The organism is Halomonas sp., assembly GCF_033549285.1.
GTDB lineage: Bacteria > Pseudomonadota > Gammaproteobacteria > Pseudomonadales > Halomonadaceae > Halomonas.
Window position 1 is genome coordinate 1 of sequence record NZ_JAWSUJ010000028.1, and the last position, 16,725, is coordinate 16,725.

Below are 16,725 nucleotides of genomic sequence, written 5' to 3' on the forward strand. Positions count from 1 at the left end.
CTGGAAGGGGTGATTGCCGGCATCCTGCTCTACGGCGGCGGCGATGCCGCACTGGGCGCCCTGCAGGCCGGCGCGGTGGCCACCGGCCTGCCTTTCTCCCTGGTGCTGGTGGTGATGTGCGTGGGCCTCGTAAAGAGCCTGCGCCAGGAACATCGCGACCTGGTGCTTGCCGGCGTGACCTGACACACGGCTCTCCCCACTCTACCGACGCCCCCATCCGGGGGCGTCTGCCGTTCCCCTCCATAGCTCCATCCCTTCGCCTCATGCCGATCGCTCCGCCAGCACCTGCCGGAGCTCCTGCCGATAGGCCGCCGCGTGGCCTGCCGGGTCCGCGGGAAAGCGGCCGAGCGCCACGGCCAGCTCGAAGAAGCCCTGCCGGGGCAGGTCGTCGCGGCGGCTGACCACCAGGGCGGCGATCATCGGCCGGCCGGCGGCGACGTCCTCGCGCATCAGCGCCTCCAGCGCCTGAGCGACGCGCTGGATGGTGCGCGGCGGCGCGAGGCCCAGCGCCTCGGCGGCCTGCTGGTAGGTGATCGGCAGCCGTTCGTCGGGCAGGCCCCTCAGCAGCTCGCGCAGGCGCGGGGCCAGGTCGGGGTCGGCTTGGCTTCCCATGCAATCAGCCCTCCAGGGGTTGGCGGCAAGACTCCGGTGCGCAGCCCGGAGGCGTGGTGCCGAGTCTCCGCCGTGACATACTCTCGAGCAAGTCCGCCGCCAGCCCATGGAACGAGGAGACCGCCATGTTCATCGGCCTGAGTGCCTTTCCGTTGACGCCCATGAACGAGGCCGCCATCGACGAGGCGGGATTCGTCCGACTGGTCGAGAGGCTGGCCGCTGCGGGCGTCGATTCCATCGGGGCGCTCGGCTCGACGGGGAACTATGCCTATCTCACCCGCGCCGAACGCGCCCGCATGGCCCGGCTGGCCGTGGAGCACGCCGGCGACGTGCCGGTGATCGTGGGCATCAGCGCCCTGCGCACCCGCGACGTCCTGGCCCTGGCCGAGGACGCCGAGGCCGCGGGCGCCAGCGCGGTGCTGCTGGCGCCGATGTCGTACCAGCCGCTGTCCGAGGAGGAGGCCTTCGGGCTCTATGAGGCCGTGACCGCTCGACTCTCGGTGCCGCTCTGCGTCTACGACAATCCCGGCACGACGCACTTCACCTTCAGCGACGCGCTGCATGGGCGCATCGCGGCGCTGCCCAGGGTGGCCTCCATCAAGATCCCCGGCGTGCCCGCCGAGCCAGCGGCCGCCCGGGAGCGTGTCGCGCGGCTGCGCGGCCTGATCCCGCCGGAGGTGACGATCGGCGTCAGCGGCGATGCCATGGCCGCCACCGGGCTGAATGCCGGCTGCGAGGCCTGGTATTCGGTGATCGGCGGCCTGTTTCCCGAGACCGCCCTGGCCATTACCCGTGCGGCCCGGGCCGGCAAGGGGGACAAGGCCCTGTGGATGAGCCAGCATCTCGAGCCGCTATGGGCCCTGTTCCGCCGGCACGGGGGAAGCCTGCGTGTGGTGGCCACCGCGGCGGAGCTCCTGGGGCTCACCGAACCACCCAGCCTGCCGCTGCCCCTGAAGACGCTGGAGGGCCAGGAACGGCAGGCACTGGCCGCCGTGCTGCAGGCGCTGGAACTCGCCTGAGCGGCCCGGCGTGATGCCATCGGGTCGCGCAGATGTGCCCGGGCCGGCGCTGTGCTGGGTGATCAGCAACCTGCTGGCCGGTTCGATCGGCGGCACCATCGCCGAGAGCCTGATCTTCCTGACCTACGTGATCACCATGCTGCGCCTGCGCCGCGATGCCCGCCTGCGCTACATCCACGGCTGAGGCCGCGGCTCACTTCATCTCGAAGCCGCGCTTGACCAGGAACTCGCGCATGTGGGGGCGCAGCTTGGTGTCGAACAGCGGGGTGAGGTTCCGCGACCAGGTGGTGTCCTTGGGGCCGCCCTTCCGCGACTGGTAGTAGGCGTGCATGGCGTCGTCGTAGGCGTCCACCAGCTCGCGGTCGTCGGTGTAGGTGTCCTCCTTGAGGATCGCCGCCACCGGCAGGCGCGGCTTCACGTCCGGGTCGTGGGCCGGGTAGCCGAGGCACATGCCGAACACCGGGAAGACGTGGTCCGGGATGCCCACCAGGTCGCTGATCTGCTGGGGGTTGTTGCGGATGCCGCCGATGTAGCAGATGCCCAGCCCTTCCGATTCCGCGGCGATGGCCACGTTCTGGGCCATCAGGGCGGTATCCACGCTGGCCACCAGCAGCTGCTCGGTCATGCCGCGCACCACCCGGGCGCCGGTGCGCTCGGCGGCCTCGGTGGGACGCTTCATGTCGGCGCAGAACAGCAGGAAGGCGCCGCCGGTGGCCACGTAGGACTGGCCGCCGGCCAGCTCGGCGATCGCCTCGCGGTTCGCCGGGTTCGTCACGTGGATCACCGAGTAGGCCTGGACGTGGCTGGAGGTGGCCGCGGCCTGGCCGGCCTCGATCAGCGTCTCCAGCAGCTCGCGGGAGACCGGCTGGTCGGTGAACTTGCGGATCGAGCGGTGGGACTTGAGCAGTTCGATGGTGGGATTCATGGGACCTCGTTGCATGGTGTCGGACAGCGTCGCCAGGGCGCGCGGCGACCATCAGGTAACGCCACATTCTCCATCACTCGGTGAGGCTTTGCATCGACGAGGGCCATCCCTTCCACTGACGGGCGGCGTGTCGGCCTGGCATCGCTTCCTTCATATCACCCTGAGCTGTACCTTGGAGGGCATCGAATCGCAATCACAGGGATGGACCGACCCCATGCTGACGAGACACACCGCGCTTCCCGACCCTCGTGTCTGGCGATTTACCCTTGTGCTGATCATGGCGATGCTGTTGACGGGTTGCGGCGTCAACAACATCCCCACCTATGACGAACAGGTGAAGTCGGCCTGGGCGCAGGTGGAGAACCAGTACCAGCGGCGCGCGGACCTGGTGCCCAACCTGGTCGAGACGGTCAAGGGGTTTGCCCGACAGGAGCAGGAGACCCTGATCGCCGTGGTGGAGGCGCGGGCCAAGGCCACCTCCATCCAGATCGACGCCGCGTCGCTGGACGACCCGGAAAAGATGCGCCAGTTCGAGCAGGCCCAGCAGCAGCTCACCGGGGCACTGAGCCGCCTGATGGCGGTCTCCGAGCGCTACCCCGAGCTGAAGTCAAACCAGAACTTCCTGGCCCTGCAGTCGCAGCTGGAGGGCACCGAGAACCGCATCGCCGTGGCCCGGCGCGACTTCATTACCGCGGTCGAGCGCTACAACACCGAGATCCGCACCTTCCCCGGTCGCCTGTGGCACACCATCCTCTACAGCGACATGCCGCTTCGCGAGACCTTCGAGGCCACGACCGAGAACGCGGACCAGGCCCCCCAGGTGGAGTTTGAATGAGCGATCTCCTGCGCATTCCGCTACTGGCATTGCTGCTGTCGACGGCCCTCGGCCTCCAGGCCCGGGAAAGTGAAGGCCAGGAACTCGACTTTCCCGAGCTGACCGGCCGCGTGGTGGACCAGGCCGAGCTGCTGGACCCGGCCACCGAATCACGCCTGAGCGAGCGGCTCGCGGCCCACGAGGAGGCCACCACCGAGCAACTGGTGGTGGCGACCCTGCCGGACCTGCAGGGCGTCCCCATCGAGGAGTATGGCTATCAGCTGGGGCGCCACTGGGGCATCGGCCAGGCAGAGGAGGACAACGGCGCCCTGCTGATCGTCGCGCCGAATGAGCGCAAGGTGCGCATCGAGGTCGGCTACGGCCTCGAGGGCCGACTGACCGACGCCCAGTCCTCGGTGATCATCAACCAGACCCTGACCCCGGCGTTCCGCGAGGGCGACTATGCCCGCGGCATCACCGAGGGCGTGGAGGCGATGATCCGGGTGCTGGGCGGCGAGCCCATGGACACCAGCGCCACCTCCGGCGCCCCGGCCGGGGAGCCGGGCCCCAGGGGACCGGCATCGATTCTCTTCTTCGTGATGTTCGTGATCGTCATGACCCTGGTACGCGGTGGGCGCGGCGGCCTGCTGGCCGGCATGCTGCTGGGCGGTGCGCTTGGCGGCCGGTCTCGCGGGGGCGGCGGCTTCGGCGGCGGGGGTGGTTTCGGCGGTGGCGGCGGCGGCTTCGGTGGCGGCGGCGCGTCCGGCGGCTGGTAAGCCGACCCTTCGGCCGGTGGCGACACCGACATGACAATCAGGATTCGGAGATCACGACCCCCATGGCCTTATTGAGTGAAGACGAGCAGCGACAGGTAGCCGAGGCGATTCATCGGGTCGAGCGCGATACCGACGCCGAGCTGGTCACCGTACTGGCGCCGCGAGCGGACAACTATGCCTATATCCCGCTGCTCTGGGCCGGCCTGCTGGCGCTGGTGGTGCCCGGTGCGGTCAACTACTTTCCCGGCTGGTTGACGGCCTGGGAGCTGACCCTGGTGCAGTGGGCGACCTTCATCGTGCTGGGACTGGTGTTCCGCCTTCCCGCCGTCACCACCCGGCTGATCCCGCGCTCGGTTCGCCAGTGGCGGGCGGCCAACCTCGCCCGGCGGCAGTTCCTGGAACAGGAGCTGCACCACACCGAGGGGGGCACGGGGATGCTGATCTTCGTCTCCGAAGCCGAGCGCTATGTAGAGATCCTGGTCGACCGTGGCATCTCGGCACGCATCAGCGACGAGACCTGGCAATCCATCGTGGCGGCCTTCACCCGCCAGGTGAAGGCCGGCGAGACCCTGCAGGGGTTCCTGGAGTGCATCGAGGCCTGCGGCGAGCACCTCAAGGAGCAGGTACCGGCCACCCACGAGCGCAACGAGCTGCCCAATCACCTGATCGTGCTGGATTGACACGCCTCTGCCATGCCCCGGGGCATGGCGAGCGCCCCTTCCCGGCCGAAGGGCTACCCTTCGAGATGGGCCGACCGACGCGAGGAAGCGGCATGACACCTGACCCCAAGACATCGGAACATCGAGGCACGGGACTGGCCTTCAAGGTGGCACTGGCGGGGGGCATCCTGGCCATCCTGGCAGCCCTCTCCATGGCCCTCGCGGGGCCGGCCTATCGAACCGGGCTGCTCGCGCTGGGGGATGCCTTCAGCATGCTGCGCTACGGCGCCTTCGTCGCCCTCGGCGCCGCCGGGCTGGGCCTGGTGGGGCTGCTCATCGCCGCCTTCACTCGCCGCGCCCTGCCGGCGCTGCTGGGCGGGCTGGTGATCCTGGCCGGCCTGGTGCTGGTCGCGGTGCCCTGGATGCAGCTGCAGCAGGCCAGGTCGGTGCCGCCCATCCACGACATCACCACCGACACGCAGGACCCGCCCGCCTTCGAGGCCCTGGTCGCGGCCCGGGAGGCCGCGCCCAATGCCGTGGACTATCCCGGCGAGGCGACCGCCCGCCAGCAGCGCGAGGCTTACCCGGACATCCAGCCGCTGGTGCTCGACGCCCCCCTCGACGCGGTGCTGGCCGCCGCCGAGGCCGAGGCGCGCGACGCCGGGTGGGAGATCGCCGCGGTGGGCGACGCCCGGCTGGAGGCCACCGCCACCACCACCTGGTTCGACTTCAAGGACGACGTGGTGATCCGGCTGACCGAGACGCCGGAGGGCGTGCGGGTCGACATGCGCTCCGCCTCGCGGCTCGGCGCCAGCGACGTGGGTACCAATGCGGCACGCATCCGGGCCTTCCTGGCAGACCTGGAGCAACGCCTGGAGCAACGCCTGGAGTAAGGACAATGGTCGGGTCAGCCGGCCGCTGCCCGCGCTATGCCAGCGCCTCGCCGATCTCCCGCTCGCCGTCGAGCAGCACGAACTCGCGATCGACCAGTTCCCGGGCCTTGAGCAGGTGCAGCAGGGCATGGGCAACGTTGGCCCGCGAGACCTGGTTCTCGCCGCCGGTCTCGGCAAGCGAGGTCGCCACGCGCTCGGTGGCGGGCTCGTCGGTCAGCCGGCCCGGCTTGAGGATCAGGTGGGGCACCCCGGCCAGGCGCAGGTGGGCATCGGCGGCGAACTTGGCGGCCATGTAGGGGCGCAGCTTCTCCGGCGCCTCCTGGGGATTCTCGGCGCGCATGGCGCTGACCATCAGGAAGCGCCCGATGCCCCGCTCGCGGGCGATATCCACGGCGCGGATGGCCCCGTAGAGGTCGATCAGCAGGGTCTTGTCGGGGCCGGTGTGCGGGCCCGAGCCGGCGGTGAAGACCACCTGGTCGCAGCCGTCGAATGCGGCGCGGAAGTCGCCCTCCAGGTCGGCGATCACCGTCTCGATGCCGCGCTCCTCGAACCAGGGCTGCTGGGCCGCGTCGCGGATCATGGCCTTGATGGGCTCGCCGGCGGCCTGCGCCAGCGCGCAGAACTGGCGGCCGATCTGGCCGTTGGCACCGATCACCAGGGTCGTCATGGGCTCTCCTCGGGTTGGGTCGGAAGGTTCACCCCTGTGCATGCGGGCGGGGTGTCGCCGGATCAAGGCGTGGCGCGTCACAACGGCAGGTGCAGGATCGCCCCGCGCAGGCCGCGCGCGTCCGCCCACAGCTTGCCCAGGGTGATGGGCAGCCGGAAGCGACGCTTGCCGGCGGCGCCCGGGTTGAACAGCAGCCGCTCGCCCCGCCACTCGTTGCGCGGCTTGTGGGAGTGGCCGTGGAGCACGGCGTCGCAGGCGATGGCCGCGTCGAGGTCGGCGATATCGTGCACCAGGTGCAGCCGCCAGCCGTTGACCCGCAGGTCGCAGGTGAGGGGCAGCCCCTCGGCCCAGGCCGCGGTGTCAATGTTGCCGCGCACGGCATGCAGCGGCGCCAGTGCGGCGAGGCGCTCGAGGAGGGCGGCGTCCTCGTCCTTGCTGCCTACGTCGCCGAGATGCAGGATCAGCCCGCAGCCCTCGAGCATCGCCAGCGCCTCGGGGCGCAGCAGCCCGTGGGTATCGGCGATCACCCCGATGGGCCCTTCGAGCGTCACATCCGGCATGGTAAGGTCGCCTCTGTTCGTCATGGAGCCAGCATAGTGAATCCCGAAGACCTTGAGAAACTGGTCACCCTGCGCATGCCCTTCGGCAAGCACGCGGGCTGCCTGATCGCCGACCTGCCCGGCCCCTACCTCAACTGGTTCGCCCGCGAGGGCTTTCCCGAGGGCCAGATCGGCCGGCTGCTGCACCTGATGCACGAGATCGACCACAACGGACTGAGCGAACTGCTCGACCCGCTGCGCACCAACGCCGGGAGCCGAGGGTGAAACGGCCCGTCGGGCTGGCCCTGGAGCGCCTGCACATCGCCTGGGACCTGCTGATCCTGGTCCTGGTGGTGGCCAACCTGGCGCTGCTGCTGTTCGACTCCCTCTACCTGCTGCCGCCGCTCAACGCGGCCTTCGAGGCCGTGGCCCCGGGGTGGCATGCCGCCTACGACCGGCACGTCCATGCCAACTTCATCGCCATCGACCTGGCCTTCGTCAGCCTCTTCCTGCTCGATGTGCTGCTGGGCTGGGCCGTGGCCATCGCCGAGCGGCGCTACCATCGCTGGTTCTTCTATCCCTTCGTGCACTGGTACGACGTGCTCGGCTGCATTCCCCTGGGCGGCTTCCGCCTGCTGCGGGTGCTGCGCGTCATCTCGCTGCTGCATCGCCTGCAGCGGGTGGGCATGATCGATATCCGCCGCTGGCGGCTGTACGGGGTCTATGCCAAGTACTACGACATCCTGCTGGAGGAGCTCTCCGACCGCATCGCCATCCGCCTGCTCGACAATGTGCAGCAGCAGGTGCGTGCCAGCGACTCGCTCTCCCGCCGCGTCGTCGGGGACGTGATCCTGCCGCGCAAGCACCAGCTGATCGCCGAGGTGTCCCGGCGCCTGGAGGAGATGGCCGACACCGCCTATGTGGCGAATCGCGACGAGCTGATGCGCTACGTCGGGGCCCTGGTGGGCCGCACCTTGGCCGAGAGCCCGGAGATCCGCCGCCTGAAGCGCCTGCCCATGGGCAGCCAGGTGGCCAGGGGGCTGGACGAGACGCTCCGCGACCTGGCCTGCCGGCTGCTGGACGAGGCCGTGAGGGGCATGCGCTCACCGGAGTTCGGCCACCTGGTGGAGCACATGACGGAGAGCGGCTTCGATGCCTGGCTGCAGGTCGACAAGCACACCGACCGGGTGACCGAACAGGTGCTGATCGACATGCTCGAGATGCTCAAGGAGCAGATCGCCGTCCAGCAGTGGCGGGAACGCTATGAGTGATCCCCCCGGAGCTCGCCCTTCCCCCTGCGTGAAGCGTTGCCGCCTCACGCCGGAAGGCACGCACTGCCAGGGGTGCGGGCGCAGCCTGGACGAGATCGGCCGCTGGACGCGCATGGATGAGGCCGAGCGGAAGGCGGTCTGGCAGCGACTGGCGCGCGAGGGCAAGGCCGAGCCGACCCGGGCCTGATCGGCGGCGAGGCGTGGCCGGCTGCAGATTACCCGGGCTTACGACCGATGCCGGAGGACAGGCAGGGAGGCGTCATCGGGGCGGGAAAGATGGCACAATCGCGCCCTTTGCCGCCTGCCAAGGAGGGGACATGCCGGCCTCGACGCCCCACGCCCGCCGGGTCACCCACCACTACTTCCTGGTCATGCTGGCCGTGGGCATGAGCGGCGGCCTGCTCGGTCCCGCGCTGCCGCACCTGGCGGCGATGACCGGCTCGACCATGGGCCAGATCTCGGTGCTGTTCACCGCCCGGGCACTGGGCAACATGCTCGGCTCGCTGCTCTCGGGGCGGCTGGTGGATCGCTTCCCGGGCCACCGCGTGGTCGCCGCCATGCTGCTGCTGATGGCGACGGGGCTGGTGCTGGTGCCCTTCAGCCAGGGGCTCGCGATGCTGACCGGGGTCGTCTTCCTGCTGGGCCTGGCCGAGGTCTCGGCCAACGCCGGTTCCAATACCCTGCTGCTGTGGGCCCACGGCAAGGATTCGCCGCCCTGGATCAGCGCCCTGCACTTCTGCTTCGGGCTGGGCAACACCCTGGTGCCGCTGGTGCTGGTGGCGGTGCTGGCGCTGACCGGCCACTTCGCCTGGGCCTTCTGGGCGGTGGCGCTCTATGCGCTGCTGCTGCTCTGGCCGCTGGCCCACCTGGAGAGCCCCCGAGCCCCCGCCGCCCGCGAGGACGATGCCCCCAGGCCGCCCGCCGATGCCTGGCGGCTGGGGCTGTTCCTGTTCATGTTCGGCCTCTACGTGGGCATGGAGATCACCTTCGCCGGCTGGGTCACCGCCTATGCCACCCTGCGCGGCATGCCCGGCGAGGAGGCCGCCATGCTGGCCACCCTGTTCTGGCTGGCGCTCTCGGTGGGCCGCCTGCTGGCGATCCCGCTGCTGCGGCGCTTCTCGCCCTGGTGGGTGCTGGGCGGCTGCCTGGCCCTGGGGCTGGCCAGCGCCCTGGCGCTGCAGCTGGACTGGCTGCCGCTGGGGGCCGTCTCGCTGCTCTTCGGGCTGGCCGCCTCGGCGATCTTTCCCACCCTGTTCGGACTGAGCAACCAGCTGATGGCGATGAGCGGGCGCACCACCGGCATGATCTTCCTGGCCGCCGGCAGCGGCGCCATGGCGGTGCCCTCGCTGACCGGCCCGCTGCTGGAGGGGCTCGGGACGCGCAGCTTCCCGCTGCTGCTGATGGCGCTGGTAGGCCTGCTGGCCGTGGCGCTGTTCGCCCTGCGGGCCAGGGTGGCTCGCACCGCGGGCGGCAGGTCGGTCTCGGCTTCCGAGGGTTCCTAGCCACCCTCCAGACACCGGGCCATCAGCAACCAGTCGCCGCCATGCGGGCCACCGGGCCAGGGCACCACCGGCAGGGACGCCACCTCGCGGTAGCCCAGCCGACGATAGAACGCGCGGGCAACGTTATTCTCCGAGGCCACGATCAGGCTGATCTCGTCGCAGCCGGCGGCAATCGCCGAGGCCTCTGCCTGGGCCATCAGCAGGCGGCCGATGCCCTTGCGGCGTGCCGCCGGCAGGGTGGCGATGGCGTTGATGTACCAGCTGCCCGGGACCCTGGCCTCGAGACGCAGGAGCGGCTCGACCACGGCGGGACACTCCTTCAGTTCCTCGGGATCGCCGACATCCGGCAACCGATAGGCGAGGATCATCCCCACCAGCCGTCCCCGGTCGATGCAGACCCTGGCGTGGCGGTAGCTGAAGCCGCCCTCCTGCCTGGCAGCGCGTTGCATGCCGACCTCCAGCGGGGGTTCGCCGCCCTCGGCCATCAGCCCCCAGAGGTACTCGGGCAGCCCCTCCCCCGCCAGGTTGATCAGGTAGGCCAGCTCCCGAGCATCGGCCCGGACCGCATCACGTAGCCGCATGGTCACCTCCCGAAGGGGTGCAGGTGAGGGTCAGGCCCGGAGGGGCCTATCCTCAGCATAGCGCCAACCTCCTGCCCCTGCCGGGATCGAGCCCCCTCTTGTCAGTGATTCTTGACGCGCTGAATCCGCCAGGCCAGCAGGCCGATGATCCCCAGCCCCAGTGGCCCCAGCACGGCGGCGGCGACGCTGGGCTCGATCGCCACGCCCAGGGCCCCGAGGCTCTGCAGCCCCAGCTTGAACAGGCTGAAGAGGTAGTAGCTGATGACGATGATCGACAGCCCCTCGACGGCCTTCTGGATCTTCAGCTGGCTGCTGGTGCGCTCGTTGAGGCTCTGCAGGATCTCGGAGTTCTGCTCCTCGATCTCCACCTGGGCGCGGGTCCTCAGCAGGTCGTTGAGCCGCGCCACGCTCTCCGCCAGGCTCTCCTGGCGCTGGTTGATCGCGGCGCAGTAGTGCACCGTCGGCCGGAAGCGGCGCAGGATGAAGGTCCCCAGCCGGGGACGGTCGCCGAGGCGCTCCTCGCGCAGTTCCTCGATGCGGTTGAAGACGATCCGCGCATAGGCCTCGGTGGCGCTGAAGCGCTGGCGCGAGCGGGCTCCCGAGCGCTCGAGCCGCGCCGAGAGCGCGGAGATGGCCGCCAGCAGGGGCCGGGAGCTCGCCTCCTCGTCCTCGGTATTACGCTCCGAGAGCTCGCCGAGCTCCAGCTCGTGGTCGCGCAGTTCGAGGCTCATCTCCTTGGCCACCGGCAGCGCCAGCGAGGCCATCATGCGGTAGGTCTCGATCTCCAGCAGCCGCCGGGTCATGCGGCCCAGGCGAAAGGCGTTGAGGCCGCGGTTGACCAGCAGCAGGCGGTTGACGCCGGCCGCCGTGAGCCGGAAGTCGCTCCACACGGTGGCATCGCCATCGCCCACGCTGGAACCGGCGGGGTCGCGAAAGCCGTAGGCCTCGGCGTCGCCGCCCCAGGCGGCCTCCGCCTCCACCAGGATCAGGCTGGCATTGATCAGCGCCCGGCTGTGTTCGGCAGCGATCTCCGCCAGCAGCGGCGGGGGCGACGGCCAGGGCTCGCCCTGCGGGAGCTTCGGCACCAGCAGGGTCAGGGTGAAGAACTCGGTGTGGAGCTCCCACTTCAGGGTCTGGTCGCCGAGATCGAGGATCTCCTGGGCCGCCTCGATGTCGGGGGTCCTGCCGACCACCTCGGCGACCCGGCCGAGGATGTCCGCGGCGATGCCGTCGCCGTCGAGGAAGGCGTAGTGGTGGAGGTGCGCCGGCTCCTCGAAGTAGATCGAGGGCCGGGCGTGGAGCTCGTTGTGCAGTCGGGCGCGCTGTGGGTGCATGTCGGGGCCAGGCAAGAGGGGAAGACCCTCGAGACTAGAGGCTGGATTCCCTCGGGCCAAGTGCGCCGCGTCAACGTGCCGCGACGGCGGCCGGGCCTACAGCCACTTCCTGCGCCGAAACAGCCACAGCAGGCCCAGGCCGATGGCGAGCATCACCCCCAGCACCACGAAGTAGCCCCAGCGATAGGCGAGCTCCGGCATGTGCGCGAAGTTCATCCCGTAGACGCCGGCAATGAAGGTGAGCGGCACGAAGATGGCGGTGATCACCGTGAGCACCCGCATGGTGATGTTGAGCTGGTGCGAGGAGAGCGAGATGTAGCCGTCGATCAGGTCACCGCAGATGTCGTAGTACATCTGGGTCAGGCTGTGCAGACGCTCGAAGCGCTCGTGGACGTCATTGATGGCATGCAGGGTATCCTCGTTGTCGCGGGGCAGATGCTCATAGTCGTAGGCGGTGAGCTCCTGGGTGATGCCGACGTGGTAGCGGTAAACCCGGCGCATCTTCACCAGCCGCGAGCGATAGGCGATGACCCGGCGCATCAGGGCATCGCTGCCATCCTCCATCAGCTCGTCCTCCAGGTCACTGAGGGCATTCTCGAACTCGAGCAGGCTGTCCAGGTAGAAGCCGGCGGAGACGTACATGACCCTGAGTGCCACGTGCTCGGGGGAGCGGCGCAGCAGCGCCTCGCCCTCGTGGGCCAGCAGGCGGTCGATGCTCAGCGCCTTGCCGGGGTGCAGGCTGATCAGCGAGCGCTCGCCGATGAAGAAGGCGATCTGCTGGGGCTCGAAGTTCAGCTCGGCGTCGAAGGAGGAGATGCCGCGGTAGAGGACCAGGGTGTGGGTCTCGAACTCCTCGATCTTGGGCGGGTGGCGCTCGCGGTGGGCGTCGTCGATGGCCATGGGGTGGCAGCCGAAGGCCTCGAGCAGTTCCCGCTCGCGCGCCTGCCCCTCGCCCTGCAGGTCGATCCAGATGCGGCTTGCGGCCTCTTCGCGCCAGCGCGCGATCAGCTCCTCCCCGCCCCTCGTCACACGGCCATCGGCCTCCAGCAGCAGCGTACGCATCATCGGGTCGTCATCCTTCGGCGAGACAGTTCCTGAACCTTACGGTACGGCCTCGCCCCTTGCCCAGCAGCGGTCATGGCGATGGCGCTTGCCGGTGCCTGCCTGTTGCGCTTCAGCCAGACACCGCCGGCGAGGTCGGTTCGGGGTCCTCGACCCGGGCATCCTCCGTCTCGATCGGCACCGGCCCCTGGAGGTGGCGGAACATGAAGTCGAGCCCCCGAGGCAGACTGGCGCGCCATACCCGCCAGGTGTGGCCACCGGGCAGCACGTCCATGTGCACCTGCCCGAGCTGGTGCGGCTCCAGCGCGCTCTTGAGCAGCCGGGCATGGTGAACGGCATTCAGCCGGTCGCGATCGCCGGCGGTCAGGTAGAGGGGCACGACGAGCTCCTGGGAGAGGTAGCCATCAAGGTGGGCCGTGTAGTTGGTGCGCTCCCAGAGGGCGGTGTCAAACTCGCCGTCCCTGACGAAGGCGGGATGGCGCCAGGCGGAGGAGTTGTCCGGGGGGAGCGGATGGTAGCTGGCGGGGCTGAAGGCGGCGGCGGCACCGAAGAGGCCGGGGTAGGAGAGGGCAAGGTTCACCGCACCGAAGCCCCCCGCCGAGAGGCCTGCCACACCGCGCCACTCGCGCTCGGGCACCACATGCCAGTTCTCCTCGATATGGGGCACCAGCTCCTGGATGAAGGCCGAGCGAGCCGGTTCGTTGTGGCCGTCGATCCACCAGCTCTGGCTGCCGGGCATCACGATGATGGCCGGCGGGATGACCCCGAGCCTTATCAGCCGGTCGGCCGTGCGGCGCAGACGCCCCTTCTGCGCCCAGTCGCTCTCGCTGCCAAAGGAGCCGTGCAGCAGATAGACCACCGGATAGGCCTGGTTGCTGACCGCGTAGCCCTCGGGCAGGTAGAGGGTATAGGGATAGTCGCGCCCGAGTTGCTCGGAGTGGAAGCGCTGCTCACTGACCTGGCCGGCGGCCGAGGCCGCGGAAGCCGACAGCAGGCCCAGCAGCAACAGGGTCGTCACTCCGATCGTGCGGATCATGCGCGAGCCTCCAGGTGCGAAAGAATGAGAGGGAATTCCTTCATACAGGGAATTCGGGACGCTTGGGCCGGTCGGACATCAGGTCGACGCGACACGTTCCAGCACGGTCCATGACGGGTCAAGGAAAGACCATGAAACGCATCGAGGAAATCTACTGGCTACGCTTCTACGGCTGCCTGGCGGTCTTCGTCTTTCACCTGATCGAGCGCATCGAGAGGAACTACCTCGAACATGTCTTCCTCGACCTGGCGCTGATCCCCACCGTGCTGGGCACCCCGATCTTCATCTTCATCTCGATCTTCCTGTTCTCGGCCCGCTACGGCAACAAGGTGCCACACGACTTCCTCGCCAATCGCTTCAAGTACGTGATGGTGCCCTACTTCGTCTATGGCCTGATCTACTCGCTGGCGGAGTACCTGCGCATGCTGGCCAGTGAAGAGCGAGTCAGCTTCGGCTACCACATGACCGAATACCTGGTGTTCGCCGGCTGGCATGGCTACTTCCTGATCGTCGCCATGCAGTTCTACGTGCTGTTCTGGCTCTACAACCGGTTCGGCCTGCAGCGCTGGCTGCCCTCCGGCCCCTGGCTGGTGGTCGGATCCCTCATCAGCATCGGCTGGTGGGGGGTCTTCCGCTGGCAGGCAATCGAGCCACCCGGCTACCTGCACTGGATCGCGCCACTGGGCTGGATCTACCTGTTCTTCCTGGCCCTGCTGACCGTCAAGCACTACCCGAACTTCCAGCAGCAGGCCTGGTTCCGACGCTTCTCGCACCCCTTCTGGCTGGTCGCCCTGCTGGCCGGCATCGTTGCCTTCACGCTGCGCGGCGAACTGGCGTACTCCTCCAAGGAGACCTGGGTGGTGCCGCTGTTCATCTTCTCGCTGCTGTGGGCCATGCGCTGGCTGGTCGGCCTGAAGGCTACCCCCCTGGTGAAGAAGGTCAACGAGTACTCCTTCGGCATCTACCTGGCCCATCCCCTCTTCTTCTCGGTGGTGGACTTCGTCAGCTGGCAGGTCCCCATCCCGCTGTGGCTCTACGTGATCGCCCTCGCCGTGGTGGGCATGAGCGGTTCGATCCTGCTCAATCGGCTCGCCAATCGCGCCGACTGGAGCGGCCTGCTGCTGGGCAAGCGGCTGCGGGTGGCCTGAGCCGCCAGGCAGCGACACGCCACGGGATGGCGCCATTGGCCTACCCCTCGACACCGGCAGTCGATTACAGTGCCAGCATGTCCGCGGTTCTGGAAACGGGGAGGGGATGTCGATGGACGAGCAGATCTCGCTGGTGATCGTGCCCGTGGATGTGTCACCGTCGGCGCAGGCAGCGGTGCGCCACGCCAGCCTGCTGGCCAGGCTGCTGGAGACACCGCTGCAGCTGCTGCACGTGATGCCGCTCAACCCGGCCGAGCTCAGCGATATTCCCGCCAACCGCCAGGCAGAGGCCGACCACGACAGGGCGCGACGCCAGGACATCGCCGCCGAGGCCTTTGCCCAGGCGCGGCAGGCGCTCGACCCGGGCCTGGAGCAGGCGCCCACCGAGGTGCTGCTCGAGGATGCGAGCTTCATCCGCCACCCCGACCGCGCCATCCTCGAGCATGCGGCCCGGCATGACGGATGCCTGCTGGTGCTGGGGGCCCGCCAGCTGAGTGATGTCGGCAAGTTCATGCAGGGCAGCATCAGCAACGAGGTGGTTCACCGGGCCCGCTGCCCGGTCACCATCGTGCATGCCGCGGCCGGCATCTCCGACGCGGCGCGCCTGGGGCAGGTGCTGGTGCCGGTGGATGGCTCCGCCCACTGCCTGAAGGCGACCGCCCTGGCGGGCGAGCTGGCCCGCCGGGCCGATGTGCCGGTGGAACTGGTCTTCTGCCGGCCGGATGGCCGCTCGGCGACCGACGGGAGCAGGGACGACGGCCCGTCCGAGGAGGCCTTCCGGCGGGCGAGGGAGGCCCTGGGCGAGGTGCCGCGCGGCATCGAGGCGGTGGTGAGCGAGGGGAAACGCGTTCCCGAGGCCATCGTCGCCCGGGCCCGGCACCACGCCGAGGCGGCGCCGATGGTCATCATGGGCCGCCGTGGCCTGGGCAAGTGGCAGTCATCCCTGCTGGGCAGCGTCAGTCACCGGGTCATCGACCTGGCGCCCTGCCCGGTCACCGTGGTGGCCTGAGCCCCGGGCTGGCGGACATCGGCGGTGGCGTCTCAGGCCTCGGCCTCGTGGGCGGCCTTGAGGCGGTAGAACTCGGCGACCACCTCGTCCATGGCCGCGGCGTCGTAGTCGCAGAGCCCGCTGACCACCAGCTTCTTGGAGCCGGTGCCGATCGCCTCGCCGCCGGCCAGGATGCGGAACTCGAGCAGTGCATCGCCGCGCTTGCCGGTCACCTCAAGCGAGGAGTCCACGAACTCCAGGCCCGGTGCGGGCGCATCCAGGCGGTCCAGGCTGAAGCCCATGCTGTCGTAGATCACCAGCGGACGCCGCGGGTTGAACATCACCCCCTTGTCCTCCATCAGCGGCTTGAGGTAATGGGGAAAGTTCTTGCCCGAGAAGGCCACATAGCTGCGGGTGAAGGCCTCCACCACCGACTCGTCACGGGTCGCCTCGCCACTGCGCTCGACTTCCAGGTAGCACTTGCCGTTCTCGTCGCAGACGCGGATCCGGCCATCGTCCTGCTCGCTGAAACAGAGCGGCGTGCCGTCGCCGACCATGCTCAGGAAGCGGAAGGTCATGCGCTGGGAGAGGCCGAAGCGCGCCAGCACCAGGGCAAAGAGCAGGTCACCGGGCACACAGAAGCGGCGTGCATCCGGGTTATGGATGGGGTTGTAGTCGCCGGCAATGCGCTTGGCGAACTGGCTGGCCTGCTGTGCGGAAATGCGGATACGCCCGTCCGTAAGCGTATGGAAATCGTCGAGAAACATGCACTGTATGCCTGAGTCGTTGGCGGTCTGTACCCTGCCGGCGATTGCCGGGAGGGCAGATGATGCCACAAAACCCCGCGACAACGCAGGCCGGCGAGGCCGTGTACCATGATCCGGGACACCGCGGGTCGA

22 protein-coding genes are annotated in these 16,725 nt (G+C 69.1%); 13 read left to right on the top strand and 9 right to left on the bottom strand.

Annotated elements, in window-relative coordinates:
• Positions 1–183 (top strand): BCCT family transporter (locus SCI24_RS08305; RefSeq protein WP_318724952.1); only part of this gene is annotated, 183 nt, incomplete at its 5' end.
• Between the two features lie 78 nt (positions 184–261).
• Here the strand turns inward: SCI24_RS08305 and SCI24_RS08310 are convergent.
• A complete protein-coding gene (locus SCI24_RS08310; RefSeq protein WP_318724953.1) occupies positions 262–612 on the bottom strand; it encodes a hypothetical protein in 351 nt (116 codons plus the stop codon).
• A gap of 125 nt (positions 613–737) precedes the next feature.
• On the opposite strand from SCI24_RS08310, the gene SCI24_RS08315 reads away from it, so the two are divergent.
• Together SCI24_RS08315 and SCI24_RS08320 are read left to right on the top strand one after the other, a co-directional pair.
• Positions 738–1,631 carry a dihydrodipicolinate synthase family protein gene (locus tag SCI24_RS08315; RefSeq protein WP_318724954.1) on the top strand — a complete coding sequence of 298 codons (894 nt, stop codon included), beginning with the start codon at positions 738–740 and terminating at the stop codon, positions 1,629–1,631.
• A gap of 13 nt (positions 1,632–1,644) precedes the next feature.
• A complete protein-coding gene (locus SCI24_RS08320; RefSeq protein WP_318724955.1) occupies positions 1,645–1,815 on the top strand; it encodes a YgjV family protein in 171 nt (56 codons plus the stop codon).
• A gap of 9 nt (positions 1,816–1,824) precedes the next feature.
• Here the strand turns inward: SCI24_RS08320 and nfsA are convergent, their stop codons facing one another.
• Positions 1,825–2,556: an oxygen-insensitive NADPH nitroreductase gene (nfsA, locus tag SCI24_RS08325; protein WP_318724956.1), complete on the bottom strand. Its 732-nt coding sequence runs from the start codon at positions 2,554–2,556 to the stop codon at positions 1,825–1,827.
• A gap of 214 nt (positions 2,557–2,770) precedes the next feature.
• On the opposite strand from nfsA, the gene SCI24_RS08330 reads away from it, so the two are divergent.
• The 4 genes from SCI24_RS08330 (at position 2,771) to SCI24_RS08345 (ending at position 5,698) form a co-directional block, all read left to right on the top strand.
• On the top strand, positions 2,771–3,391 hold the full coding sequence (locus tag SCI24_RS08330) for a LemA family protein (RefSeq protein ID WP_318724957.1): 621 nt from the start codon (positions 2,771–2,773) through the stop codon (positions 3,389–3,391).
• On the top strand, positions 3,388–4,146 hold the full coding sequence (locus tag SCI24_RS08335; RefSeq protein WP_318724958.1) for a TPM domain-containing protein: 759 nt from the start codon (positions 3,388–3,390) through the stop codon (positions 4,144–4,146). Before SCI24_RS08330 ends, SCI24_RS08335 begins: the two co-directional genes overlap by 4 nt.
• Before the next feature lie 62 nt (positions 4,147–4,208).
• Positions 4,209–4,826, top strand: a complete 618-nt coding sequence (locus SCI24_RS08340; protein WP_318724959.1) for a TPM domain-containing protein — start codon at positions 4,209–4,211, stop codon at positions 4,824–4,826.
• A 92-nt stretch (positions 4,827–4,918) separates the two neighbouring features.
• Positions 4,919–5,698, top strand: coding sequence for a DUF1499 domain-containing protein (locus SCI24_RS08345; protein ID WP_318724960.1), 780 nt, complete (start codon positions 4,919–4,921; stop codon positions 5,696–5,698).
• Positions 5,699–5,732: 34 nt separating this feature from the next.
• Here the strand turns inward: SCI24_RS08345 and SCI24_RS08350 are convergent, their stop codons facing one another.
• Positions 5,733–6,365, bottom strand: a complete 633-nt coding sequence (locus SCI24_RS08350; RefSeq protein ID WP_318724961.1) for an SDR family oxidoreductase — start codon at positions 6,363–6,365, stop codon at positions 5,733–5,735.
• Positions 6,366–6,442: 77 nt separating this feature from the next.
• Positions 6,443–6,925 (bottom strand): metallophosphoesterase family protein, encoded by a 483-nt coding sequence (locus SCI24_RS08355; RefSeq protein ID WP_318724962.1) that lies wholly within the window; start codon positions 6,923–6,925, stop codon positions 6,443–6,445.
• 36 nt (positions 6,926–6,961) lie between these two features.
• On the opposite strand from SCI24_RS08355, the gene SCI24_RS08360 reads away from it, so the two are divergent.
• The 4 genes from SCI24_RS08360 (at position 6,962) to SCI24_RS08375 (ending at position 9,677) form a co-directional block, all read left to right on the top strand.
• On the top strand, positions 6,962–7,189 hold the full coding sequence (locus tag SCI24_RS08360; RefSeq protein WP_278032756.1) for a DUF3820 family protein: 228 nt from the start codon (positions 6,962–6,964) through the stop codon (positions 7,187–7,189).
• Positions 7,186–8,175 carry an ion transporter gene (locus tag SCI24_RS08365; protein WP_318724963.1) on the top strand — a complete coding sequence of 330 codons (990 nt, stop codon included), beginning with the start codon at positions 7,186–7,188 and terminating at the stop codon, positions 8,173–8,175. The genes SCI24_RS08360 and SCI24_RS08365 overlap by 4 nt, the downstream gene beginning before the upstream one ends.
• A complete protein-coding gene (locus SCI24_RS08370) occupies positions 8,168–8,362 on the top strand; it encodes a DUF1289 domain-containing protein (protein WP_318724964.1) in 195 nt (64 codons plus the stop codon). Before SCI24_RS08365 ends, SCI24_RS08370 begins: the two co-directional genes overlap by 8 nt.
• Positions 8,363–8,492: 130 nt before the next feature.
• Complete coding sequence (locus SCI24_RS08375; protein WP_318724965.1) at positions 8,493–9,677, top strand: MFS transporter; 1,185 nt, start codon at positions 8,493–8,495, stop codon at positions 9,675–9,677.
• Here SCI24_RS08375 and SCI24_RS08380 read toward each other — a convergent pair.
• The 4 genes from SCI24_RS08380 to SCI24_RS08395 form a co-directional block, all read right to left on the bottom strand.
• Positions 9,674–10,258, bottom strand: coding sequence for a GNAT family N-acetyltransferase (locus tag SCI24_RS08380; RefSeq protein WP_318724966.1), 585 nt, complete (start codon positions 10,256–10,258; stop codon positions 9,674–9,676). The genes SCI24_RS08375 and SCI24_RS08380 overlap by 4 nt on opposite strands.
• Positions 10,259–10,359: 101 nt before the next feature.
• On the bottom strand, positions 10,360–11,592 hold the full coding sequence (locus SCI24_RS08385; RefSeq protein WP_318724967.1) for a DUF3422 domain-containing protein: 1,233 nt from the start codon (positions 11,590–11,592) through the stop codon (positions 10,360–10,362).
• 96 nt (positions 11,593–11,688) lie between these two features.
• Positions 11,689–12,657: a magnesium transporter CorA family protein gene (locus tag SCI24_RS08390; RefSeq protein WP_318724968.1), complete on the bottom strand. Its 969-nt coding sequence runs from the start codon at positions 12,655–12,657 to the stop codon at positions 11,689–11,691.
• 109 nt (positions 12,658–12,766) lie between these two features.
• Positions 12,767–13,690, bottom strand: a complete 924-nt coding sequence (locus SCI24_RS08395; protein WP_318724969.1) for an alpha/beta hydrolase — start codon at positions 13,688–13,690, stop codon at positions 12,767–12,769.
• A gap of 131 nt (positions 13,691–13,821) precedes the next feature.
• Between SCI24_RS08395 and SCI24_RS08400 the strand changes: the two genes are divergently transcribed.
• Positions 13,822–14,838, top strand: a complete 1,017-nt coding sequence (locus tag SCI24_RS08400) for an acyltransferase family protein (protein ID WP_318724970.1) — start codon at positions 13,822–13,824, stop codon at positions 14,836–14,838.
• A 112-nt stretch (positions 14,839–14,950) separates the two neighbouring features.
• Positions 14,951–15,847 carry a universal stress protein gene (locus tag SCI24_RS08405; RefSeq protein WP_318724971.1) on the top strand — a complete coding sequence of 299 codons (897 nt, stop codon included), beginning with the start codon at positions 14,951–14,953 and terminating at the stop codon, positions 15,845–15,847.
• A gap of 32 nt (positions 15,848–15,879) precedes the next feature.
• Here the strand turns inward: SCI24_RS08405 and SCI24_RS08410 are convergent, their stop codons facing one another.
• Positions 15,880–16,593 carry a DUF3581 domain-containing protein gene (locus SCI24_RS08410; RefSeq protein ID WP_318724972.1) on the bottom strand — a complete coding sequence of 238 codons (714 nt, stop codon included), beginning with the start codon at positions 16,591–16,593 and terminating at the stop codon, positions 15,880–15,882.
• Positions 16,594–16,725 lie beyond the last annotated feature (132 nt).